Below are 23,105 nucleotides of genomic sequence, written 5' to 3' on the forward strand. Positions count from 1 at the left end.
GAGAATGAATGTGACTGCGCTGAACCTTATCCCAGGCCAACTGAGCCTTGCCCAACTGCGTGCCGTGTACCAACAACCGGTCAGCGTTACGCTGGACGACAGTGCATCGGAGCAAATCGAAGCCAGCGTTGCCTGCGTGGAACAGATCCTCGCGGAAAACCGCACGGCCTACGGCATCAACACCGGTTTCGGCCTGCTGGCCTCGACTCGTATTGCCAGCGAAGACCTGGAAAACCTCCAGCGCTCGCTGGTGCTGTCCCACGCCGCCGGTGTCGGCGAGCCGATCTCCGACGCCCTGGTGCGCCTGATCATGGTGCTCAAGGTCAACAGCCTGAGCCGTGGCTTCTCCGGTATTCGCCGGGTAGTGATCGACGCGCTGATCACCCTGATCAACGCCGAGGTCTACCCGCACATCCCATTGAAAGGCTCGGTCGGTGCGTCCGGTGACCTGGCGCCCCTGGCCCACATGTCGCTGGTGCTGCTGGGCGAAGGCAAGGCCCGTTACAAAGGTGAATGGCTGCCGGCCACCGAAGCGCTGAAAGTCGCCGGCCTGACCCCGCTGACCCTGGCCGCCAAAGAAGGCCTGGCCCTGCTCAACGGCACTCAGGTATCGACTGCTTACGCCCTGCGTGGCCTGTTCGAAGGTGAAGACCTGTTCGCTGGCGCCTTGGCGCTGGGTGGCCTGACCGTTGAAGCGGTACTGGGCTCGCGCTCGCCGTTCGATGCGCGGATCCATGCTGCCCGTGGCCAGAAAGGCCAGATCGACGCTGCCGCGGCTTACCGCGACCTGCTGGGCGAGCGCAGTGAAGTGTCCGATTCGCACGAGAACTGCGAGAAGGTTCAGGACCCGTACTCCCTGCGTTGCCAGCCACAAGTCATGGGCGCCTGCCTGACCCAGTTCCGCCAGGCCGCTGAAGTGTTGGCGATCGAAGCCAACGCCGTATCGGACAACCCGTTGGTGTTCGCGGCTGAAGGTGACGTGATCTCCGGCGGCAACTTCCACGCCGAACCTGTTGCCATGGCCGCCGACAACATGGCCCTGGCCATCGCTGAAATCGGCTCCCTGAGCGAACGCCGCATCTCGTTGATGATGGACAAGCACATGTCGCAACTGCCGCCGTTCCTGGTGGCCAACGGTGGCGTGAACTCCGGCTTCATGATCGCCCAGGTAACCGCGGCCGCACTGGCCAGCGAGAACAAGGCGTTGTCCCATCCGCATTCGGTGGACAGCCTGCCGACTTCCGCCAACCAGGAAGACCACGTATCGATGGCTCCGGCGGCTGGCAAGCGTCTGTGGGAAATGGCCGAGAACACCCGTGGTGTCCTGGCGGTCGAGTGGCTGGCTGCCTGCCAGGGCCTGGACCTGCGCGACGGCCTGAAAACCTCGTCGAAACTGGAAAAAGCCCGCAGCACCTTGCGCGCCAAAGTACCGTTCTACGAGAAAGACCGTTTCTTCGCACCGGACATCAACGCCGCGAGCGAGCTGCTGGCATCGCGCTGCCTGAATGAGCTGGTGATGGCGAAGTTGTTGCCGAGCCTGTAAGGGCCCCATCGCGGGCAAGCCCGTTCCCACAAGGATTGCGCTGAACCTGTGGGAGTAGGTTTGCCTGCGAATCGATTTGCGCCGATAACAACAATTAGGGACGAGCAATGCAACAGCCAGACAAAGGCTTGAAACGCGGGCTATCCGCCCGACATATTCGCTTCATGGCACTGGGGTCGGCGATCGGCACCGGGCTTTTTTACGGTTCCGCCTCAGCCATCCAGATGGCGGGGCCTGCCGTGCTGCTGGCCTACCTGATTGGTGGCGCAGCGGTGTTCATGGTCATGCGCGCCCTTGGCGAGATGGCGGTGCACAACCCGGTTGCAGGCTCTTTCGGTCAATACGCCAGCACCTACCTGGGGCCGATGGCCGGCTTCATCCTGGGGTGGACCTATGCCTTCGAGATGATCATCGTCTGCCTGGCGGACGTCACCGCGTTCGGCATCTATATGGGCTTCTGGTTCCCGGAGGTCGCGCGCTGGGTCTGGGTACTGGGCATCGTGCTCCTGATCGGCGGGCTTAACCTGTGCAACGTCAAGGTCTTCGGTGAGATGGAGTTCTGGCTGTCGCTGCTGAAAGTCGCCGCCATCGTCGCGATGATCCTCGGCGGTTTCGGCATCATGCTGTTCGGGATCGGTTCAGCCAGCACCGAACAGGCCACCGGCCTGGACAACCTCTGGGCCCATGGCGGCTTCATGCCTAACGGCATCGGCGGCGTGGTCGCATCGTTGGCCGTGGTGATGTTCGCGTTCGGTGGTATCGAAATCATCGGTATCACGGCGGGTGAAGCCAAGGACCCGCAGCGGGTGATTCCAAGGGCGATCAATGCGGTGCCATTGCGCATTCTGCTGTTCTACGTGCTGACGTTGTTTGTACTGATGGCCATCTATCCGTGGCCGCAGATTGGCAGCCAGGGCAGCCCGTTCGTGCAGATCTTCGACAACCTGGGCATCAGCTCGGCGGCGACCATCCTCAACATCGTGGTGATCTCGGCGGCGGTTTCGGCGATCAACAGCGACATCTTTGGCGCCGGCCGCATGATGTACGGTCTGGCCCAGCAAGGTCATGCACCAAAAAGTTTTGCCCAACTGTCGAAACAGGGCGTGCCCTGGATGACTGTAGTGGTGATGGGCGCAGCGTTGCTCGGCGGCGTGGTGTTGAACTACCTGATCCCGAAAGACGTGTTCCTGGTGATCGCCTCGATTGCGACCTTCGCGACCGTCTGGGTCTGGTTGATGATCCTGGTCACTCAGGTGGCCATGCGTCGCTCCATGACTCGCGAGCAAGTCGCTCAGTTGCACTTCCCGGTTCCGTTCTGGCCTTATGCACCGGCAGCGGCGATTGTGTTCATGCTGTTCGTCTTCGGTGTACTGGGCTACTTCCCGGATACCCAGGCGGCGCTGGTGGTCGGCGCGGTGTGGATCGTGCTGCTGGTGATCGCTTACAAGCTGTGGGTCAAACCGGCGGCCGGGCAAGCGGTCGAGATCACCCACGACTCTTCTTTGTCTCATCGATAACCTAACGGAGGCCTCGGATGAAAACTCTCTGGCAACACTGCCACGTTGCAAGCATGGCGCAGGGCACTTACTCGATCATCGAGGATGCCGCCATCGTGACGTCAGGTGCGCACATTGAGTGGATCGGTCCACGTAGCGAGCTGCCGTCCGATTATTACCCCGAGGTCCATGACCTCGCGGGGGCCTGGGTCACTCCGGGCCTGATCGACTGCCACACCCATACGGTGTTCGGCGGTAACCGCAGCGGCGAGTTCGAACAACGTCTGCAGGGCGTCAGTTATGCCGAGATCGCAGCCGCCGGTGGTGGCATTGCCAGCACCGTGCGCGCGACTCGCGCAGCGAGCGAGGACGAACTGTTCGCCAGCGCCGCCAAGCGCCTGAAAAGCCTGCTGCGTGACGGTGTGACCAGCATCGAGATGAAATCCGGTTATGGCCTGGACCTGGCCAGCGAGCGGAAAATCCTGCGGGTGATCCGTCGTCTTGGCGCCGAACTGCCGGTCAGCGTGCGCAGCACCTGCCTGGCCGCTCACGCCTTGCCGCCGGAGTATGCCGACCGCGCCGACGACTACATCGACCATATCTGCAGCGAAATGCTCCCGGCACTGGCAGCCGAAGGGCTGGTGGATGCGGTGGATGCGTTCTGCGAGTACCTGGCGTTTTCGCCGGCCCAGGTCGAGCGGGTGTTCATCGCCGCACAGAAACTCGGCTTGCCGGTGAAACTGCACGCCGAGCAACTGTCGTCCCTGCACGGTTCCAGCCTGGCGGCGCGTTATCACGCGTTGTCGGCCGATCATCTGGAGTTCATGACCGAAGACGATGCCATCGCCATGGCCAAGTCCGGTACGGTCGCGGTGCTGTTGCCCGGCGCCTTTTACTTCCTGCGCGAAACCCAATTGCCGCCGATGGAAGCCCTGCGCAAGCACGGCGTGAAAATCGCCATCGCCAGCGACCTCAACCCCGGCACCTCGCCGGCACTGTCGTTGCGCCTGATGCTGAACATGGCCTGCACCTGCTTCCGCATGACCCCGGAAGAGGCCCTGGCCGGCGCGACCATTCATGCGGCCACGGCCTTGGGCATGGAGCAGACCCATGGTTCGCTGGAAGTGGGCAAAGTTGCTGACTTCGTCGCCTGGCAAATCGATCGTCCGGCCGACCTGTCGTACTGGTTGGGCGGCGACCTGGAAAAACGCGTCGTGCGTCACGGCGTTGAAGTCGAGTTATAGGAGAACAGCTGTGGATAAGGTTCTGAACTTCAAACAAGGCCGGGTGCCGCTGCTGATCAGCATGCCCCATGCCGGTGTGCGCCTGACGCCTGCGGTCGAGGCCGGTTTGATCCCTGAGGCACGCAGCCTGCCGGACACGGACTGGCACATTCCAACGCTCTACGAGTTTGCCGCTGAACTGGGCGCCAGCACCCTGGCGGCGGAGTATTCGCGGTTCGTCATCGACCTCAATCGTCCGTCCGACGACAAGCCACTGTACGTCGGCGCGACCACCGGCCTGTACCCGGCGACGCTGTTTGATGGCGTGCCGTTGTTCCGCGAAGGGCTGGAGCCGTCCGCGCAAGAACGTGCCACCTACCTGGAGCAGGTCTGGACGCCGTACCACGGCACCTTGCAGCAGGAGCTGGCGCGGCTCAAAGCCGAATTCGGCTACGCGCTGCTGTTCGATGCCCACTCGATCCGCTCGATCATCCCGCACCTGTTCGACGGCAAGCTGCCGGACTTCAACCTGGGCACCTTCAATGGCGCCAGTTGCGATCCACAGCTGGCCAGTCAACTGGAGGCCATCTGCGCCCGCCACCCGGACTATAGCCATGTGCTCAACGGGCGCTTCAAGGGCGGCCACATCACCCGTCACTACGGCAACCCGGCCGAGAACATCCACGCGGTGCAACTGGAACTGGGACAGTGCACCTATATGGAAGAGTTCGAGCCGTTCCGCTATCGCCCTGACTTGGCGGCGCCAACCCAGGTGGTGTTGAAAGAACTGCTGCAAGGGCTACTGGCCTGGGGGCAGCAGCACTCCGCAAGTTGAGGTGACCCCCTGTGGTGAGGGAGCTTGCTCCCTCGCCACATCGGTTCACTTCAGATTGACGAAAGCCTGAATCATTCCCTCAATTTCTCCAAGGACATGCTCATTGCACCATTCGGGTTTATGATGCCGAACGGCAGAATAATAGAAGTCCCCCCAGGGATGACCTCGACCCCTTACGGAGCGCGCAATGCAGACTTTGTACCCGCAGATCAAACCCTACGCCCGGCACGATCTGGCCGTCGATGAAACCCATACGCTGTATGTCGACGAGAGCGGTTCACCGGAAGGTTTGCCGGTGGTGTTCATTCACGGCGGCCCGGGGGCGGGTTGCGATGCGCAGAGCCGGCGCTACTTCGATCCGAATCTGTATCGTATTGTCACCTTCGATCAGCGTGGTTGCGGCCGTTCGACCCCGCACGCCAGCCTGGAAAACAACACCACCTGGGATCTGGTCGCTGACCTGGAGCGGATTCGCCAGCATCTGGGCATTGAAAAATGGGTGCTGTTTGGCGGCTCCTGGGGCTCGACCCTGTCCCTGGCCTATGCGCAAACCCATCCTGAACGTGTGCACGGCCTGATCCTGCGCGGGATCTTTCTTTGCCGCCCGCAGGAAATCGAATGGTTCTACCAGGCCGGCGCCAGCCGCCTGTTCCCTGACTACTGGCAGGACTACATCGCGCCCATCCCCCACGACGAACGCGACGACCTGCTCACTGCATTCCACAAGCGCCTGGTCGGTAACGACCAGATTGCCCAGATGCACGCGGCCAAGGCCTGGTCGCTCTGGGAGGGCCGCACGGCCACCCTGCGCCCGAACCCGCTGGTGGTCGACCGCTTCTCCGAGCCGCAGCGCGCGCTGTCGATTGCCCGGATCGAATGCCACTACTTCACCAACAATGCATTTCTCGAGCCTGACCAGTTGATCCGCAACATGGGCAAAATCGCCCATTTGCCGGGGGTCATCGTCCACGGTCGCTACGACGTGATCTGCCCGCTGGACAATGCCTGGGAATTGCATCAGAACTGGCCCAACAGCGAACTGCAGGTGATCCGTGACGCCGGTCACGCGGCTTCCGAACCGGGCATCACCGATGCCTTGGTGCGCGCAGCCAGCCAGATGGCGCGGCGCTTGCTCGATCTGCCGCCTGAAGAAGCATGAAGGGCCTGCTGCAGCGCGTGCGTGGCGCACGAGTCGAGGTGGCGGGGGAGATTGTGGGCGCTGTTGACCAGGGGCTATTGGTGCTGGTGGCCGTGGAACCGAACGACACGCAGGCCAGCGCCGACAAACTTCTGCATAAGCTGCTTAACTATCGGGTGTTCAGCGACGCCGAGGGCAAGATGAACCTGTCCCTGGCCGATGTTGAGGGTGGTTTGCTGTTGGTCTCGCAGTTCACCCTGGCCGCCGACACCAAAAACGGGTTGCGCCCGAGCTTTTCTACCGCTGCCCCACCGGCACTGGGAGAGGCGCTTTTTGACTATTTATTAGCCAGGGCGCAACAGTTGCACGGCAAAGTAGCATCAGGCAGATTTGGCGCGGACATGCAGGTGCACCTGGTCAATGATGGCCCGGCGACCTTCCTGTTGCAGGCCTGAAAGCGTTTGAAACATCTTTTCAGGCGTATTTCAGGGTGAAATAGGGGTTTTTCGCGATAAATACTTTGTTACCCCTGATGCGTTGTAACGCGGGCTACTAGATAATCCCGCGCTACGGGGATCAGCGTTCGTTGGCCCATTTTTGATTTAGGTAGAGACTTGTTCGCGACCGTTTGGGGAATCATTTTGCCCCAGCGGAGTCGGAACAATGCTCGCCAACCTGGCGCATAGATAGCTAGCCGTTGGTTTTTTGATTTGTTTTCGGCGAGGGTTGCTCGTGATTGTTAGTCCCTGTAATGCACCAAGAATGTCTGCTAAACGGTTACGTAATGCACTGGTGACGGGCTCTGCACTGCTTTGCCTGCTCAGCGCCGGCCAGCTTTGGGCATTCAACCTGGATGATGTGGCGGTCAAGGCAAAAGAGCTGGCCGGGAAGAAGTACGAAGCCCCGCGCAGCAATCTGCCGAACGAATTCCGTGAGATGAAGTTCGCGGATTATCAAAAAATCCGCTTCCTGACCGAAAAAGCTGAATGGGCGAACAAGAAAACCCCGTTCAAGCTGTCGTTCTATCACCAGGGCATGCACTTCGACACGCCGGTGAAGATCAACGAAATCACCGCCAGCACCGTTGAAGAGATCAAGTACGACCCGAGTCGTTTCGATTTCGGCGACGTGAAGTTCGATCCCAAGGCCACCGAACAGCTGGGTTATGCCGGTTTCCGTGTGCTGTACCCGATCAACAAGGCCGACAAGCAAGACGAAATCATGACCATGCTCGGCGCGAGTTACTTCCGCGTTGTCGGCAAGGGCCACGTCTATGGCCTGTCTGCCCGTGGCCTGGCCATCGACACCGCACTGCCGTCGGGTGAAGAGTTCCCGCGTTTCACCGAGTTCTGGATCGAGCAGCCAAAGCCGACCGACAAGCACCTGGTGATTTTCGCCCTGCTGGATTCGCCACGTGCCACCGGTGCCTACCGCCTGACCCTGCGTCCGGGCAGCGACACCGTTGTCGACGTCAAGGCGCAGATGTTCCTGCGTGACAAGGTCAGCAAGCTGGGGATCGCCCCGCTGACCAGCATGTTCCTGTTCGGCGCCAACCAGCCGTCGAAAGTCCTCAACTACCGTCGCGAACTGCACGATTCCAGCGGTCTGTCGATCCATGCCGGTAACGGCGAGTGGATCTGGCGCCCATTGAATAACCCGAAACACCTGGCCGTGAGCAACTTCCAGGTTGAGAACCCGCGTGGTTTCGGTCTGCTGCAGCGTGGCCGCGACTTCAGCCATTACGAAGACCTCGACGACCGTTACGACCAGCGCCCAAGCGCCTGGATCGAGCCAAAGGGCGACTGGGGCAAAGGCACTGTCGACCTCGTAGAGATCCCGACCGCCGACGAAACCAACGACAACATCGTTGCCTTCTGGAGCCCGGAAAAACTGCCGGAAGCGGGCCAGCCGCTGGACTTCGCCTACCGCATGCACTGGACCATCGACGAGGCTTCCCTGCACTCGCCGGACAGCGCCTGGGTTGAACAGACCCTGCGTTCCACCGGTGACGTGAAGCAGTCCAACCTGATTCGTCAGCCGGACGGCAGCGTTGCCTACCTGGTGGACTTCGAAGGCCCGTCCCTGCAGGCCCTGCCGGAGACGGCCGAAGTGCGTAGCCAGGTGAGCGTGGGCGACAACGCCGAACTGGTCGAGAACAGCGTGCGCTACAACCCTGAAACCAAGGGCTGGCGCCTGACGCTGCGCATGAAGATCAAGGACCCGAGCAAGTCCACCGAGATGCGTGCGGCCCTGGTCAAGGACGTTACCCCTGTCGAGCCTGCCAAGACCCTGGTAGCCACCTCGAACTCCGCTGTTGCCAAGGCTGACAAGGTCGCCGCCAAACAGCAGGAGAAGAAAGACAAGGAAGCCAGGGAGGCTGAAGCCCAGCAAGCTGCCAACGATGCCAAGGACAAGGACAACAAAGACGCCAAGCAGCCTGTGGCTGCCGACGCGAACCCAGCCACACCACTCTCCACCTCAGAGTCAGCGGTTAAAACCGAGCAAGTCTTGACCGAGACCTGGAGCTACCAGTTGCCTGCCGATGAGTAATTCCCAAGCACAGCCAGAGTCTCTCAGCGAGTACCTGGCCCACCTGCCAATGACCGATGAGCAGCGCGCCGAGCTGGCGGGCTGCAAGTCCTTCAGCGAGCTGCATGAGCGCCTGTCGTCCAAGGCGTTCGACGAACCGGTCGAGGCTGCACAAGCCTCGGTGGGTCGTCGACTGACCCTCAATTCCGCGCAGGAGCTGGAGGACGCCGAGATGCTGGCGCTCGACGCCAGCGGTCGGGTGTGCCTGAAGGCCACCCCGCCGATTCGTCGGACCAAGGTCGTGCCCGAGCCATGGCGTACCAACATTCTGGTACGTGGCTGGCGGCGGCTGACCGGGCGTACCAATCCGCCGAACCCGCCGAAAGATGAGCGTGTGTTGCCGGCCGCGCGCTGGCGCACCGTCGGTTCGATCCGTCGCTACATCCTGTTGGTGCTGATGCTCGGCCAGACCATCGTCGCCGGCTGGTACATGAAAGGCATCATGCCGTACCAGGGCTGGTCGTTCGTCGACCTGGACGAGGTTCTGCATCAACCACTGATGCAAACCGCCACCCAGGTGCTGCCGTATGCCTTGCAAACCAGCATCCTGATTCTGTTCGGGATTCTGTTCTGCTGGGTCTCGGCCGGTTTCTGGACGGCGCTGATGGGCTTCCTCGAGTTGCTCACTGGGCACGACAAGTACCGCATCTCCGGTAAAAGCGCCGGTAACGAGCCGATTCCCAAGGACGCTCGTACCGCCTTGGTGATGCCGATCTGCAACGAAGACGTCCCGCGGGTGTTCGCCGGTTTGCGCGCGACCTTCGAGTCGGTCGCCGCGACCGGTGACCTGGATCGATTCGACTTCTTCGTCCTCAGTGACAGTAACGACTCCGACATCTGTGTGGCCGAGCAACAGGCCTGGCTGGACGTCTGCCGCGAAGCCAAGGGCTTCGGCAAGATCTTCTATCGCCGCCGTCGCCGCCGCGTGAAGCGCAAGAGCGGTAACCTCGACGACTTCTGCCGTCGTTGGGGCGGTGACTACAAGTACATGGTCGTGCTCGACGCTGACTCAGTGATGAGCGGTGAGTGCCTGACCAGTCTGGTGCGCTTGATGGAAGCCACGCCGGACGCCGGGATCATCCAGACCGCGCCGCGTGCGTCGGGCATGGACACCCTGTATGCGCGGATGCAGCAGTTCGCTACCCGCGTCTACGGCCCGCTGTTCACGGCCGGCCTGCACTTCTGGCAGTTGGGTGAGTCCCACTACTGGGGTCACAACGCGATCATCCGCATGAAGCCGTTCATCGAGCACTGCGCCCTGGCGCCGTTGCCCGGTAAAGGTGCCTTTGCGGGGGCCATCCTGTCCCACGACTTCGTTGAAGCCGCGCTGATGCGCCGTGCCGGCTGGGGCGTGTGGATTGCCTACGACCTGCCGGGCAGCTATGAAGAGCTGCCGCCGAACCTGCTGGATGAGCTCAAGCGTGACCGTCGCTGGTGCCACGGCAACCTGATGAACTTCCGCCTGTTCCTGGTCAAGGGCATGCACCCGGTGCACCGTGCGGTGTTCCTGACCGGCGTGATGTCCTACCTGTCGGCACCGCTGTGGTTCTTCTTCCTGGTGTTGTCGACGGCGCTGCTGGCGGTCAACACGCTGATGGAGCCGCAGTACTTCCTGGAGCCGCGCCAGCTGTATCCGCTGTGGCCGCAATGGCATCCGGACAAGGCCATCGCCCTGTTCTCGACCACCATCGTGCTGCTGTTCCTGCCGAAGTTGCTGAGCATCATCCTGATCTGGGCCAAGGGCGCGAAAGAGTTCGGCGGCAAGTTCAAGGTGACGATGTCGATGCTGCTGGAGATGTTGTTCTCCATGCTGCTGGCGCCCGTGCGGATGATCTTCCACACCCGTTTCGTGCTCGCCGCGTTCCTCGGCTGGGCCGCGACCTGGAACTCGCCACAGCGTGACGACGACTCCACGCCGTGGAGCGAAGCGGTCAAGCGCCACGGTCCGCAGACCTTGCTGGGCTTCTTCTGGGCCTTGCTGGTGATCTGGCTGAACCCGAGCTTCCTGTGGTGGCTGGTGCCGATCGTTGGCTCGCTGATGCTGTCGATCCCGGTGTCGGTGATCTCCAGTCGCGTGGGTCTGGGCCTGAAGTCCCGTGACGAGAGCCTGTTCCTGATTCCCGAGGAATACAATCCGCCACAGGCCTTGCTGGCGACCGACCAGTACACCCACGAAAACCGTTGGCATGCCCTGAACGACGGCTTTATCCGTGCCGTGGTCGACCCGCAGCAGAACGCCCTGGCGTGTGCGCTGGCGACCTCGCGTCACGGTCAGGCCGAGCCGATCGAGTGGCTGCGCACCGAGCGGGTTCGGCATGCCCTGAAAGTCGGGCCTGCCGGGTTGAACAACCATGACCGCCTGCAACTGCTCAGCGATCCGGTGGCCCTGGCTCGCCTGCATGAGCAGGTCTGGAGCGAAGGCCATGCCGAGTGGCTGGGCGCGTGGCGAGACTCGGTGAAAGCCGATCCTCACGCACCGCTGTTGCCGCTCAAACCGGCCATGACCCAGGCGCAACCGGCCTGATGAGAAAGCCCCGCTAACCCGCGGGGCTTTTTTTTAGCGGATTTTCTGTAACCCCTTGTGCAAACGGCCGAGTGCGTTAGCATCGCTCCCTTCCTTGGTACGCCCGGACAACTTTTTGTCCGTATCTGCCGGTTTTCCAAAGGAAAACGGCGATTTGCGCGCCTTACTACAAAAAGATTGGGGACTTTGATGATGAAGAAGTATCTCTCGATGCTGCTGCTCGGCGTCACGGCACTGGTTGCAGTCAACGCGGCGCAAGCCGGTGCCATCGACGACGCGGTCAAGCGCGGCACGCTGAAAGTCGGCATGGACCCGACCTACATGCCGTTCGAAATGACCAACAAGCGCGGCGAAATCATCGGCTTCGAAGTCGATCTCCTCAAGGCCATGACCAAGGCCATGGGCGTCAAGCTGGAGCTGGTGTCCACCGGCTATGACGGGATCATCCCGGCCCTGTTGACCGACAAGTTCGACATGATCGGCAGCGGCATGACCCTGACCCAGGAACGCAACCTGCGCCTGAACTTCAGCGAACCCTTCATCGTGGTCGGCCAGACCCTGCTGATCCGCAAGGAACTGGAAGGCACTATCAAGTCCTACAAAGACCTGAACACCGCGGACTACCGTATCACCTCCAAGCTGGGCACCACCGGCGAGATGGTCGCCAGGAAGCTGATCTCCAAGGCCAAGTACCACGGCTACGACAACGAGCAGGAAGCCGTGCTCGACGTGGTCAACGGCAAGGCCGATGCCTTTATCTACGACGCACCGTACAACGTGGTCGCGGTCAACAAGGTTGGCAACGGCAAGCTGGTATTCCTCGACAAGCCGTTCACCTACGAGCCACTGGCCTTCGGTCTGAAGAAGGGCGACTACGACAGCCTCAACTTCATCAACAACTTCCTGCACCAGATCCACGAAGACGGCACCTACGATCGCATCCATGACAAGTGGTTCAAAGACACCGCTTGGCAAAAAGACATGGAATAAGGCTGGTCTTTGTGGTGAGGGAGCTTGCTCCCGCTCGGCTGCGAAGCAGTCGTAAACCGGTTGACTCGTTCTACCCGACGTTGCGCGGTGGCTGATTTCAGGGCCGCTTCGCACCCCAGCGGGAGCAAGCTCCCTCGCCACAGAGGGAGCGGGCGCCCTGATCGTTATGGATTTACCCTTAAATGAAACATAAAAAAGCCCAATGGCCCTGGCACGTGCTGACCGTGCTGGTGCTGATCGGCATGGCCGGCGCGCTGTATTACGCCACCTCGCTGATGTCCTACGAGTGGCGCTGGAACCGTGTGCCGCAGTACTTCGCCTACCACGCCGAAGAAACCCAGCGTGCCGCCGACATCTCCACCGTCAGTGAACTGGTGCGCAAAGGCGACAAAGCGCAAGTGACCTTGCGCAACGATGCCGGCACCGAACAAGTGCTGACGGTCGACGACAACAGCCTGCAAGTGGCCCGTGGCGACGATGTGGCCGAGGGTGACGTGATTGGTGTCACCCGGCATTGGGCCGCGGGGCCGCTGATGTGGGGGCTGTGGACAACGCTGTGGCTGTCGGTGGTGTCGGGCGTGCTCGGGCTGCTGATCGGGCTGGCAACGGGCCTGTGCCGGCTGTCGAACAACCCGACCCTGCGTGACCTGTCGATCGTCTACATCGAACTGGTGCGCGGTACGCCGCTGCTGGTGCAGATCTTCATTTTCTACTTCTTTATCGGCACGGTGCTGAACCTGTCCCGCGAATTCGCCGGGATCGCCGCGCTGTCGCTGTTCACCGGTGCCTATGTGGCCGAGATCATTCGTTCCGGCGTACAGTCGATTGCCCGTGGGCAGAACGAAGCCGCTCGCTCGCTGGGCCTGAATGCCAGCCAGTCGATGCGCCACGTGGTGCTGCCGCAGGCGTTCAAGCGCGTGCTGCCGCCGTTGGCGGGGCAGTTCATCAGCCTGGTCAAGGACACCTCGCTGGTGTCGGTGATCGCCATCACCGAGCTGCTCAAAAGCGGCCGTGAAGTCATCACCACCTCGTTCTCGCCGTTCGAAATCCTGTTCTGCGTGGCCGGTCTGTACCTGTTGATCAACCTGCCGCTGTCGAAAATGGCCAGCCGGCTTGAGCGGAGGCTCGCGCAAAGTGATTGAAGTCCGCGATCTGATAAAAGTCTTCGATACCCGTGGCCAGGTGGTTCGCGCGGTGGATAACGTCACCACCCAGGTGGCCAAGGGCGAAGTGCTGGTGGTGATTGGTCCGTCCGGTTCCGGCAAGTCGACCTTCCTGCGTTGCCTCAATGGCCTGGAGGAGTTCGACTCGGGTTCGGTGAGCATCGACGGCCTGCAACTGGCCGACCCGAAAACCGACGTCAACGCCTATCGCCGTGAAGTCGGCATGGTGTTCCAGCACTTCAACCTGTTCCCGCACATGACCGTGCTGGAAAACCTCTGCCTGGCGCAGAAGGTCGTGCGCAAGCGCGGCAAGAAGGAGCGCGAGGCCAAGGCCATGGCGCTGCTGGAAAAGGTCGGTATTGCGCAGAAGGCCCACGAGTTCCCGTCACGCCTGTCCGGCGGTCAGCAACAGCGGGTGGCAATCGCCCGGGCATTGGCGATGGAGCCCAAGGTCATGTTGTTCGATGAACCGACCTCGGCGCTCGACCCGGAAATGGTCGGCGAAGTGTTGGACGTGATGAAGACCCTGGCCGTGGAAGGCATGACCATGGTCTGCGTCACCCACGAGATGGGCTTTGCCCGGGAAGTGGCGGACCGGGTGCTGTTCTTCGATCACGGCAAATTGCTGGAAGACGCCTCGCCGGCCGAGTTCTTCGATGCACCGAAGGACCCGCGGGCACAGGCGTTCTTGCGCCAGGTCCTGTAACGACGTCGCCCCTGAGCGTTCCCGTGGGAATGCTCAGGGACTCCCTTCGTTCACCGATTCAGCGTGAAGCGCTAAATCGCCGAATGGTTCGTACGTTCATTCAAGGGTCGGCAATAAATCCACGGAGCGGTAAACACATGGAATGTATCTTTTGCACAATGCTCGCCGGCCAGGCGCCGATGCACCTGATCTGGGAAGACGATGCCCATGCGGCCTTCCTGTCCAGCCGTCCTAACACCCCGGGTTTTTCGGTCGTCGTGCCCAAGCAGCACGTTGGCAGCTATGCGTTTGCCCAGTCTGACGAGGTACTGGCGGGGCTGATGATCGCGGCCAAGAAAGTGGCGCTGTTGATCGACCGGGCACTTCCGGGCGTCGGCCGAACCGGCCTGATGCTTGAGGGCTATGGCATTGACCATTTGCACGCCAAGCTCTTCCCCATGCACGGCACAGGCGACTCAAGCGCCTTCAAGCCCATCAGCTCCAACGTCGACAAGTTCTTCGAGCGCTACGAAGGCTATATCTCGTCCCATGATTTCAAGGGCGAAACCACCCAGGATCTGGCGAGCATGGCGCGGCATATACGTCGGGTTGGCGGGTTCGAAGCCTGAGCCGGTGCCAGGCTCCTCACTCGAGCGGTCAGACCTTGAACTTGCCCACCAGCATCTGCAGGTGGGTACCCAGTCGCGCCAACTCGATACTGGAGGCTGCTGTCTCCTCACTGGCGGCCGAGGTCTGCTCGGACACATCGCGCACGTTCAGCACGCTGCGGTTGATCTCTTCGGCCACGGCGCTTTGTTGCTCGGCCGCGGCGGCTATCTGCTGGTTCATCGCCTGAATCGTTGAAACGGTGCGGGTGATGTTGTCCAGCGAGCTTCCGGCGCGACGGGTCAACTCGACGCTGCTGTCGGTCAGGCTGCGGCTGTTGTCCAGGATGGTGGCGACCTGTTGGGTGCCGCTCTGAAGGCCGACGATCAGCTCCTCAATCTCTTCGGTGGACTTCTGGGTGCGTTGCGCCAGGCTTCGCACTTCATCGGCGACCACGGCAAAGCCCCGGCCGGCTTCACCGGCTCGCGCGGCCTCGATGGCGGCGTTGAGGGCCAGCAGGTTGGTTTGCTGGGCCACGGACTTGATCACGTCCAGGACGCTGCCGATCTTGTCGCTCTCGCGCTTCAGATCGCCCATGGCGACCGTGGAGTGGCCGACCTCGGTCGCCAGGCGCTCGATCTGGGCGATGGCTTGGCCGACCACCTTGTCACCTTCACGGGCCTGCTGGTCGGCGGCGACAGCGGCTTCGGAGGCTTCCTCGGCGTTGCGCGCGACTTCCTGGACGGTGGCGGCCATTTCGTTCATGGCGGTGGCCACCTGGTCGGTTTCCACCTTCTGGCTGTTGACCCCGGCGCTGGTTTGCTCGGTCACGGCGGAGAGTTCTTCGGCGGCGCTGGCAATCTGCGTCACGCCATCGCTGATACCCCCGATCAGTTCGCGCAGGCCGACGCTCATGCTCTGCATGGCGCGTTGCAACTGGCCCAGTTCGTCGCGGCGTTGCGAAATGAGGTTGTGGGTCAGGTCGCCAGCGGCAATGCGCTCGGCGACCTTGAGGGTCTGGGTCAGCGGGATGATGATCTGCCGGGTAATGGCCCAGGCGGCGAGCAGGCCGACCACCAGCGCCAGCACGGTAGCCAGCAGCAGGGTGTTCTTGGCGTGGGTGGCGTCAGTGTCGCGCACGACGGTCTGCGAGGTGGTGAGTCGTTTGCTCAGGTCCATCAGCAGGTCACCCTGGCCGGACATGTCCTTGAGGGCCGTGGCGCTGGCCTGTTGGGCGTCGCGAAACCGGTCGACGGCGGCGCGGTAGCCGATCAGCGCGTCGCTGGCCTGTTGCAGGTTGCCGACGTGCTGCTCCGGCAGTTGCCCGGGCAGGGCCTTGAGGTACTTCAGGGCATTGTCGATGGCGTCGAATGCCGGTTGCTGGGCCTCGACCTTGCCGCTGTAGGTGTAGCCGCGCACCTGGAAGCGCGCTTGCTGGAGCAGCTTGCCGAGCTCGACGACCGTGTTGAACTGGCTGACGTTATCGCCCTGCAGCAGGGCTTTTTCGACCTCGGCCACGCGGGCCACGGCATGGTCGGCGGTGGCGCCGAGCTGGGCGCGGGCGGCTTCGCGGTTGGCGGTGGCCTGGGTCATGTCGGCAAAGGCGTGCCGGTATTCGCTGACGGCCTCCCGTTGCTGGTTGAGCAGGGCCAGGTCAGCCGGTTGCTCAATCATCGCCAGTGCGCTTTTGAGGCCGCTGTCGAGCTTGTTCAGCAGGTCGCTCACGGCAGCGGGGCCTTGTTCACCACGGCGCATTTCATAGTCGATGCGGGCGATACGCAGGTCTTTGGTCAGCTCGTTGAGGCTGGAGATGTAACCCAGCTTGTCACCCCGGCTGATGATGCTGCTCATGCCCGACCAGCCGTTGACAGTGATCAACAGGGTCAACAGCAGAACCAGGCCAAAGCCAATGCCCAGCTTGCGATTGACGCTCACGTTTCCAAGATTCTCGGCTAACCAACGGTACATGCGACGACTCCCCGGGGACCACTATTTGGACTTATGGGGACTGTATCGGCCGTGTGGCGTGGATCTATAGAGCGGTGGGATTTTCAGATGGCAATCATGTGTGGCGAGGGCGCTTGCTCCCGCTCGGCGGCGCAGCCGTTGTCATCCGAGACATTGTCCGTGCAATGAAAAACGGTGGCCGCTGCGCGCCCAGGCGGGAGCAAGCTCCCTCGCCACAGGGATAGTGTTTGAATCTAAAAGAGACGTGCCAGCAGTGCGGTGACGGCGGTTTCAACCCGCAGGATGCGTTCGCCGAGCTGTACCGGTTGCAGGCCGGCCTTGCCCAGCAGATCGATTTCGTAGGGGATCCAGCCGCCTTCCGGGCCGATGGCCAGGGTAACCGGCTCGTCCAGCCCGCGTGGGCAGGGCGGGAAGTTGCCCGGATGACCGACCAGCCCCAGGGTGCCGTCCGTGATGGCGGGCAGACGGTCCTCGACGAAGGGCTTGAAGCGCTTTTCGATGACGATTTCCGGCAACACACTGTCGCGAGCCTGCTCCAGCCCCAGGATCAGTTGCTCGCGAATGGCTTCGGGCTCCAGGAACGGCGTCTGCCAGAAGCTTTTCTCCACCCGGTAGCTGTTGACCAGTACCACCCGTGGCACACCCATGGTGGCGACGGTCTGGAACACGCGACGCAGCATCTTCGGCCGCGGCAGGGCCAGGATCAGGGTCAGTGGCAGCTTGGCCGGCGGTAGCTGGTCGAGCGTGACCCGCAGCTCTGCTTCCGCCGGTTCCAGGCGCAACACCTCGGCCGACCCCATCAGCCCGCCGATCCGTCCGACGCGCATGCTGTCACCCACTTCACAGCGGTGGACTTCCTGCATATGGGTCAGCCGCCGATCACGCAGGATCACCCGGTCGGCCGCAATGAAATCGGCCTCTTCAAGGAGCAGCAGGTTCACGGTTGGGTCGCTGGTGGCTGGTCGTTGTGATCGTCAGCCGGCTGGTCGTCCGGGTGCGTGCCGCGTTTACTGATCAGGCTGCCAAACAGGATGCCCACTTCGAACAGCATCCACATCGGCACGGCCAGCAGGGTCTGGGAGAAGATGTCCGGCGGGGTGAGGATCATGCCGACCACGAAGCAGCCGATGATCACGTACGGTCGGATCTTCTTCAGGTAGGCGACGTCGACCACGCCGATCCACACCAGCAGCACCACGGCCACCGGGATCTCGAACGCCACGCCAAAGGCGAAGAACAGCGTCATGACGAAATCGAGGTAGCTGGTGATATCGGTCATCATCTCCACCCCGGCCGGGGTGGCGGCGGCGAAGAACTTGAAGATCAGCGGGAACACCAGGAAGTAGGCGAAGGCCATGCCGGCGTAGAACAGCACGATGCTCGACACCAGCAACGGCACGGCGATGCGCTTCTCATGCTTGTACAGGCCTGGCGCGATGAAGCCCCAGATCTGATGCAGGATCACCGGGATCGCCAGGAACAGCGAAACCATCATCGTCAGCTTCAACGGCGTCAGGAACGGCGATGAGACGTCGGTGGCGATCATCGTCGCGCCAGCGGGCAGGTACGCACGCAGCGGCGTCGAGACGAAGGTGTAGATCTGCTGGGTGAAGGCAAACAGCCCGGCGAAGATCAGGAAAATCGCCGCGACACAGCGCAGCAGGCGAGTGCGCAACTCGGTGAGGTGCGAAACCAGCGGCATGTGCTGGTCGTTCTCTGGAATATCGCTCATGGGGCTCGCGGCGGCAGTGTTGGGTCGTGGGGGGCAGGCGCTGGAGTGGCCGCCGCGGGAGTAACGGGTGCGATCGGTGCTGCCGGTGCTTCGGCCACGACCGCTGGCGACACTTCGGCCGGTGCAACGACAGGCGTAGCCAGGGCGGCAGGTGCAATCGACTGCTCGGCCACCGATACAAAGGGGGTCGGTTGCTGCTGGACGGGCGTGAGGATTTTACGGGCCTCCTGCTCCAGCGACAGAATGTGCTCGTTGTGCAGCTGCCGGCGAATTTCGTCGGCGCCGATTTCACGCTCAACTTCCTGTTTGATCGCGTTGAAGCTGCGCTTGAGCCGTCCGACCCACAGGCCGGCGGTGCGCGCAGCGCCCGGCAGACGCTCGGGACCCAGCACCAGCAGGGCAACGAGGCCGACAAGCAGCAATTCAGTGAAGCTGATACCGAACATTAGTCTGTGCTCACGAGTCTTTGCGGGTCGGCTCTTGGACTTTCTGGGCCTGCACATCGATGGTGTGCGGCTCGTTCAGGGTCGAGGCGTGTGGCTGCACGGGCGGTGCTGGTTGCGCGGTTGGCGCAGCGCCGGGCTCGGCAGGCTTTTCGTCGTCATTCATGGCCTTGCGAAAGCCCTTGATCGACTCACCGACGTCGGTGCCGAGGTTTTTCAGTTTCTTGGTGCCGAACACCAGTACCACGACGACCAGGATGACGACCCAGTGTTTCCAGTCAAAAATGCCCATGTTGCTGCTCCTCTCAAATAGTTGTTCAGGCGGACGGACGCGAGGCTTTCTCGACGTGACCGGACAGGCCGAAACGGCGGTCCAGTTCGTCTAGCACTGCCTGTGGATGCTGCCCCAGTTGGGCCAGCATGACCATGCTATGGAACCACAGATCGGCGGTTTCGTAGATGACATCGCTGCAATCTCCGCTGATGGCGGCGTCTTTGGCGGCGATGATGGTCTCGACCGACTCTTCGCCGACCTTTTCCAGGATCTTGTTCAAACCCTTGTGGTACAGGCTGGCGACATAGGAGCTGTCGGCGGCTGCGCCTTTACGTTCTTCCAGCACCTGGGCCAGGCGGGTCAGGGTGTCACTCATGGGGGTGTCCTGCGCAATAGATGGCGTGCGGATCCTTGAGCACCGGGTCGACGGTTTTCCAGTCGCCGTTTTCAAAGACGCGGTAGAAACAGCTTTGGCGGCCGGTGTGACAGGCGATGTCGCCGATCTGCTCGACCATCAGGATGATCACGTCGGCGTCGCAGTCCAGGCGCATCTCGTGCAGGGTTTGCACATGGCCGGACTCTTCACCCTTGCGCCACAGCTTGCCACGCGAGCGTGACCAGTAGATGGCACGGTTCTCGATGGCGGTCAGTTCCAGCGCTTCGCGGTTCATCCAGGCCATCATCAACACGCGCCCGGTCTTGTGATCCTGGGCGATGGCCGGCACCAGGCCGTCGCTGTCCCATTTGATCTCGTCCAGCCAGTTTTTCATCTTCGACTCCAACAATCGGGCCCAACCTGTTCATTGGGCCTCGATGATGTGAAACAGTGTGCCAGCCGGCAACCCGGCTGGCTATCGGCGAACGACCAGATACAAGCCCACGGCAACCATGATCGCCCCCGGCCAGTGGCCCAGTTCGTTCAATGGGCCGCCGGCCAGCAGGATCGCGCCGCCGGCCAGATGGGCGGTGCCGAGCAGGCGCAGGAACCAGTCGTCCGAGCGGCGGTGCCAGGCAGGTGGCGTGTTGGCCACGTGGGGCTGGGACATGCGCTCGAGCAGGTCGCGGGTCATGTTGGCCAGGTGCGGCAATTGCTCGACCTGACTGTGCAGGTTGCCCAGCAGGGTCTTGGGACTCACGCGTTCGCGCATCCAGCGTTCAAGGAAGGGCTGTGCGGTGTTCCACAGGTCCAGGTCCGGGTACAGCTGACGGCCCAGGCCTTCGATGTTGAGCAGGGTCTTTTGCAGCAATACCAGCTGTGGCTGCACTTCCATGTTGAAGCGTCGCGCGGTCTGGAACAGGCGCATCAGTACCTGGCCGAAGGAAATATCCTTCAGTGGTTTTTCGAAGATCGGCTCGCACACCGTGCGGATCGCCGCCTCGAATTCGTTGAGCTTGGTTTCGGCCGGTACCCAGCCCGAATCGATGTGCAGCTGCGCGACGCGCCGGTAGTCACGCTTGAAGAACGCGAACAGGTTGCGCGCCAGGTAGTCCTGGTCCTCGGGGGTCAGGCTGCCGACGATCCCGCAGTCTATGGCAATGTACTGCGGGCTCCAGGGGTTCACGGTGCTGACGAAGATGTTGCCCGGGTGCATGTCGGCGTGGAAAAAGCTGTCGCGGAACACTTGGGTGAAGAAGATCTCCACGCCGCGCTCGGCGAGCATTTTCATGTCGGTGCGCTGGTCGGCCAGGGTCGCCAGGTCAGTGACCTGAATCCCGTAGATACGCTCCATCACCAGCACTTTCGGGCGGCACCAGTCCCAATGGACCTGGGGCACGTACAGCAGTGGCGAGTCGTCGAAATTGCGTTTGAGCTGGCTGGCGTTGGCGGCTTCGCGCAGCAGGTCGAGCTCGTCGTAGATGGTTTTTTCGTAGTCGCTGACCACGTCTACCGGGTGCAGCAAGCGTGCGTCGGCAGAGAGCTTTTCCGCGGCGCGGGCGAGAATGAACAGCCACGCCAGGTCCTGCGCGATGATTGGCTTGAGGCCGGGGCGGATGACCTTGACCACCACCTCTTCACCGCTTTTGAGTTGCGCGGCATGCACCTGGGCGACCGAGGCCGAGGCCAGCGGTTCGATGTCGAAGCGGCTGAACACGTCGCTGATCTTCTTGCCCAGCTGTTCTTCGATCAGCTTGACCGCCACCTGTGAATCGAAGGGCGGTACCCGGTCCTGCAGCAACATCAGTTCATCGGCGATGTCTTCGGGCAGCAGGTCGCGGCGGGTGGAGAGGATCTGCCCGAACTTGATGAAGATCGGCCCCAGGTCCTGCAAGGCCAGGCGCAAGCGAGCGCCCCGGCTCAGGTCCAGGGTCTTGCGCGGGAACCAGCGCCATGGCAACGCATAACGCAACGCCAGCAGGAACCACGGCAGTGGCAGGGCGAACAGCAGGTCATCGAGGCGGTAGCGGATCACGACGCGCTGGATGCGCAACAAACGGCGGATGGCAAGCAGCTTCATGCGTTATCGCTTGAATCAAGGGATCGGGAGAGACGCTCGAAGCGCGCCTCAAGACGTTCCAGGTCGAGTTTGATCTGGTCCAGCTCGCTGAACCGCGCTTCGGCTTCGCGCTGGCCGACCAGGGTGCGCGATTCTTCGGCGAGGTATTCGGCGAGGTTCTGGTTCAGGCTGGTGAAACCTTGTTGATACCAGCGTGCGCGGCTGCGCAGGTGGCCGCCAATCAGTTGCGTGGCAACCGGGCCGAGCCAGCGTGAGAGTTCGTACTCCCAGTCCAGCTCCAGGTCCTGCAACACGGCGGCCAGTTCCAGCAGCACGCCGCTGTCACCGTCCAGCTCCACCTCGGGGCGGTGCAGGACCGAGGTCTTGTCCTTGCTCATGGCCAGCGCCAACAGGCTCGAGGCGGGTGCGCGCAAGGTGCAATCGGCGGCGGTTTCCCAATGGGACGCCAGCATCAGGCCTTCATCGCTGGGCAGGATGAACAGCTCGAGCGCCGGGCTGCGACACTCGACGGCAATCACCTTGCCACTCAAATGGGCCAGGCGCGGCAGGGCTGTGCTGTCGAGCCGCAGTACCCGGTTGAGGCCGAGTTCGACGCTGGCGAGCAGGCCGGCGAGCAGCATCAGGGTTTGATGCCGCGGTGCAGGGCGACGATGCCGGCAGTCATGTTGTGGTAGGTCACGCGGTCGAAGCCGGCTTCGACCATCATCGACTTCAGGGTTTCCTGATTCGGGTGCATGCGGATCGACTCGGCCAGGTAGCGATAGCTCTCCGGGTCATTGAGGATCAGCTTGCCAACCATTGGCATGAAGGCGAACGAGTAGGCGTCATAGGCCTTGGACATCAGCGCGTTGGTGGGCTTGGAGAACTCCAGCACCAGCAGGCGGCCGCCCGGCTTGAGCACCCGCAGCATCGAGCGCAGGGCATCTTCCTTGTGGGTGACGTTGCGCAAGCCGAAGGCGATGGTCACGCAGTCGAAGTGGTTGTCCGGGAACGGCAGCTTTTCAGCGTCGGCCTGGACGAATTCGATGTTGCCGGCCACGCCCTTGTCCAGCAGGCGGTCGCGACCGACCTTGAGCATGGACTCGTTGATGTCGGCCAGCACCACCTGACCGGTCGGGCCGACGAGGTGGGAGAACTTGGCTGCCAGGTCGCCGGTGCCGCCGGCGATGTCCAGCACGCGATTGCCTGCGCGTACACCCGACAGTTCGATGGTGAAACGCTTCCACAGGCGGTGCATGCCGCCGGACAGCACGTCGTTCATCAAGTCGTACTTGGCGGCTACCGAGTGGAACACCTCGGCGACTTTTTCCGCTTTCTGGCTTTCCGGAACGTTTTTGAAGCCGAAGTGTGTGGTGGGTTCGGCATCGCTGCCTTTGCGCTGGTCAGTCATATCGCTGTCACCAAAAGAGATTGCGCGACATTCTAATCCCCAAGGGATGC

22 protein-coding genes and 1 pseudogene are annotated in these 23,105 nt (G+C 62.1%); 12 read left to right on the forward strand and 11 right to left on the reverse strand.

Features of this window, described 5'->3' with window-relative positions:
- Positions 1-4 precede the first annotated feature (4 nt).
- The 12 genes from hutH to CKW25_RS04480 all read left to right on the forward strand — a co-directional run bounded on the left by hutH (position 5) and on the right by CKW25_RS04480 (position 14,815).
- Positions 5-1,543 (forward strand): histidine ammonia-lyase, encoded by a 1,539-nt coding sequence (gene hutH / locus CKW25_RS04425; RefSeq protein ID WP_095077983.1) that lies wholly within the window; start codon positions 5-7, stop codon positions 1,541-1,543.
- Positions 1,544-1,650: 107 nt separating this feature from the next.
- On the forward strand, positions 1,651-3,060 hold the full coding sequence (locus CKW25_RS04430) for an amino acid permease (protein WP_095077984.1): 1,410 nt from the start codon (positions 1,651-1,653) through the stop codon (positions 3,058-3,060).
- Positions 3,061-3,077: 17 nt separating this feature from the next.
- The gene (hutI, locus tag CKW25_RS04435) at positions 3,078-4,283 is read left to right on the forward strand and encodes an imidazolonepropionase (protein WP_095077985.1); all 1,206 of its coding nucleotides are present in this window, start codon (positions 3,078-3,080) and stop codon (positions 4,281-4,283) included.
- A 10-nt stretch (positions 4,284-4,293) separates the two neighbouring features.
- Positions 4,294-5,097: an N-formylglutamate deformylase gene (hutG, locus tag CKW25_RS04440; protein WP_095077986.1), complete on the forward strand. Its 804-nt coding sequence runs from the start codon at positions 4,294-4,296 to the stop codon at positions 5,095-5,097.
- Positions 5,098-5,284: 187 nt separating this feature from the next.
- Positions 5,285-6,256 (forward strand): prolyl aminopeptidase, encoded by a 972-nt coding sequence (pip, locus tag CKW25_RS04445; protein WP_095077987.1) that lies wholly within the window; start codon positions 5,285-5,287, stop codon positions 6,254-6,256.
- A complete protein-coding gene (dtd, locus tag CKW25_RS04450; protein ID WP_095077988.1) occupies positions 6,253-6,690 on the forward strand; it encodes a D-aminoacyl-tRNA deacylase in 438 nt (145 codons plus the stop codon). The genes pip and dtd overlap by 4 nt, the downstream gene beginning before the upstream one ends.
- A gap of 307 nt (positions 6,691-6,997) precedes the next feature.
- The gene (locus CKW25_RS04455; protein WP_172736409.1) at positions 6,998-8,785 is read left to right on the forward strand and encodes a glucan biosynthesis protein G; all 1,788 of its coding nucleotides are present in this window, start codon (positions 6,998-7,000) and stop codon (positions 8,783-8,785) included.
- Positions 8,778-11,348 carry a glucans biosynthesis glucosyltransferase MdoH gene (mdoH, locus tag CKW25_RS04460; RefSeq protein WP_095077989.1) on the forward strand — a complete coding sequence of 857 codons (2,571 nt, stop codon included), beginning with the start codon at positions 8,778-8,780 and terminating at the stop codon, positions 11,346-11,348. Before CKW25_RS04455 ends, mdoH begins: the two co-directional genes overlap by 8 nt.
- 192 nt (positions 11,349-11,540) lie before the next feature.
- Positions 11,541-12,338 carry a transporter substrate-binding domain-containing protein gene (locus CKW25_RS04465; RefSeq protein WP_095078279.1) on the forward strand — a complete coding sequence of 266 codons (798 nt, stop codon included), beginning with the start codon at positions 11,541-11,543 and terminating at the stop codon, positions 12,336-12,338.
- Between the two features lie 182 nt (positions 12,339-12,520).
- Entirely contained in the window at positions 12,521-13,480 is a 960-nt protein-coding gene (locus tag CKW25_RS04470; RefSeq protein WP_095077990.1) for an amino acid ABC transporter permease, read from the forward strand.
- A complete protein-coding gene (locus tag CKW25_RS04475) occupies positions 13,473-14,207 on the forward strand; it encodes an amino acid ABC transporter ATP-binding protein (RefSeq protein ID WP_095077991.1) in 735 nt (244 codons plus the stop codon). Before CKW25_RS04470 ends, CKW25_RS04475 begins: the two co-directional genes overlap by 8 nt.
- Positions 14,208-14,344: 137 nt before the next feature.
- Positions 14,345-14,815, forward strand: coding sequence for an HIT family protein (locus CKW25_RS04480; RefSeq protein ID WP_095077992.1), 471 nt, complete (start codon positions 14,345-14,347; stop codon positions 14,813-14,815).
- A gap of 28 nt (positions 14,816-14,843) precedes the next feature.
- On the opposite strand, the gene CKW25_RS27290 is transcribed toward CKW25_RS04480, so the two are convergent.
- The 11 genes and pseudogenes from CKW25_RS27290 to ubiE form a co-directional block, all read right to left on the reverse strand.
- On the reverse strand, positions 14,844-15,716 hold the full coding sequence (locus CKW25_RS27290) for a methyl-accepting chemotaxis protein (RefSeq protein WP_371854742.1): 873 nt from the start codon (positions 15,714-15,716) through the stop codon (positions 14,844-14,846).
- Positions 15,702-16,760: pseudogene (locus CKW25_RS27295) on the reverse strand (methyl-accepting chemotaxis protein); the annotation flags it as partial. The gene CKW25_RS27290 and the pseudogene CKW25_RS27295, both read right to left, overlap by 15 nt.
- A 233-nt stretch (positions 16,761-16,993) precedes the next feature.
- Positions 16,994-17,701 (reverse strand): 16S rRNA (uracil(1498)-N(3))-methyltransferase, encoded by a 708-nt coding sequence (locus tag CKW25_RS04490; protein ID WP_095077994.1) that lies wholly within the window; start codon positions 17,699-17,701, stop codon positions 16,994-16,996.
- Positions 17,698-18,492: a twin-arginine translocase subunit TatC gene (gene tatC / locus CKW25_RS04495; protein WP_095077995.1), complete on the reverse strand. Its 795-nt coding sequence runs from the start codon at positions 18,490-18,492 to the stop codon at positions 17,698-17,700. The genes CKW25_RS04490 and tatC overlap by 4 nt, the downstream gene beginning before the upstream one ends.
- A complete protein-coding gene (gene tatB / locus CKW25_RS04500; protein ID WP_095077996.1) occupies positions 18,489-18,938 on the reverse strand; it encodes a Sec-independent protein translocase protein TatB in 450 nt (149 codons plus the stop codon). The genes tatC and tatB overlap by 4 nt, the downstream gene beginning before the upstream one ends.
- A 10-nt stretch (positions 18,939-18,948) precedes the next feature.
- Entirely contained in the window at positions 18,949-19,227 is a 279-nt protein-coding gene (locus CKW25_RS04505; RefSeq protein ID WP_095077997.1) for a twin-arginine translocase TatA/TatE family subunit, read from the reverse strand.
- A gap of 25 nt (positions 19,228-19,252) precedes the next feature.
- Positions 19,253-19,585 (reverse strand): phosphoribosyl-ATP diphosphatase, encoded by a 333-nt coding sequence (locus CKW25_RS04510; protein ID WP_003220849.1) that lies wholly within the window; start codon positions 19,583-19,585, stop codon positions 19,253-19,255.
- Positions 19,578-19,979 (reverse strand): phosphoribosyl-AMP cyclohydrolase, encoded by a 402-nt coding sequence (gene hisI, locus CKW25_RS04515; RefSeq protein WP_095077998.1) that lies wholly within the window; start codon positions 19,977-19,979, stop codon positions 19,578-19,580. Before hisI ends, CKW25_RS04510 begins: the two co-directional genes overlap by 8 nt.
- Positions 19,980-20,060: 81 nt before the next feature.
- Positions 20,061-21,665 carry a ubiquinone biosynthesis regulatory protein kinase UbiB gene (gene ubiB / locus CKW25_RS04520; RefSeq protein WP_095077999.1) on the reverse strand — a complete coding sequence of 535 codons (1,605 nt, stop codon included), beginning with the start codon at positions 21,663-21,665 and terminating at the stop codon, positions 20,061-20,063.
- Positions 21,662-22,285 (reverse strand): SCP2 domain-containing protein, encoded by a 624-nt coding sequence (locus CKW25_RS04525; protein WP_095078000.1) that lies wholly within the window; start codon positions 22,283-22,285, stop codon positions 21,662-21,664. Before CKW25_RS04525 ends, ubiB begins: the two co-directional genes overlap by 4 nt.
- Complete coding sequence (ubiE, locus tag CKW25_RS04530) at positions 22,285-23,055, reverse strand: bifunctional demethylmenaquinone methyltransferase/2-methoxy-6-polyprenyl-1,4-benzoquinol methylase UbiE (protein ID WP_095078001.1); 771 nt, start codon at positions 23,053-23,055, stop codon at positions 22,285-22,287. The genes CKW25_RS04525 and ubiE overlap by 1 nt, the downstream gene beginning before the upstream one ends.
- Positions 23,056-23,105 lie beyond the last annotated feature (50 nt).

Source organism: Pseudomonas sp. Irchel s3h17 (assembly GCF_900187505.1).
GTDB lineage: Bacteria > Pseudomonadota > Gammaproteobacteria > Pseudomonadales > Pseudomonadaceae > Aquipseudomonas.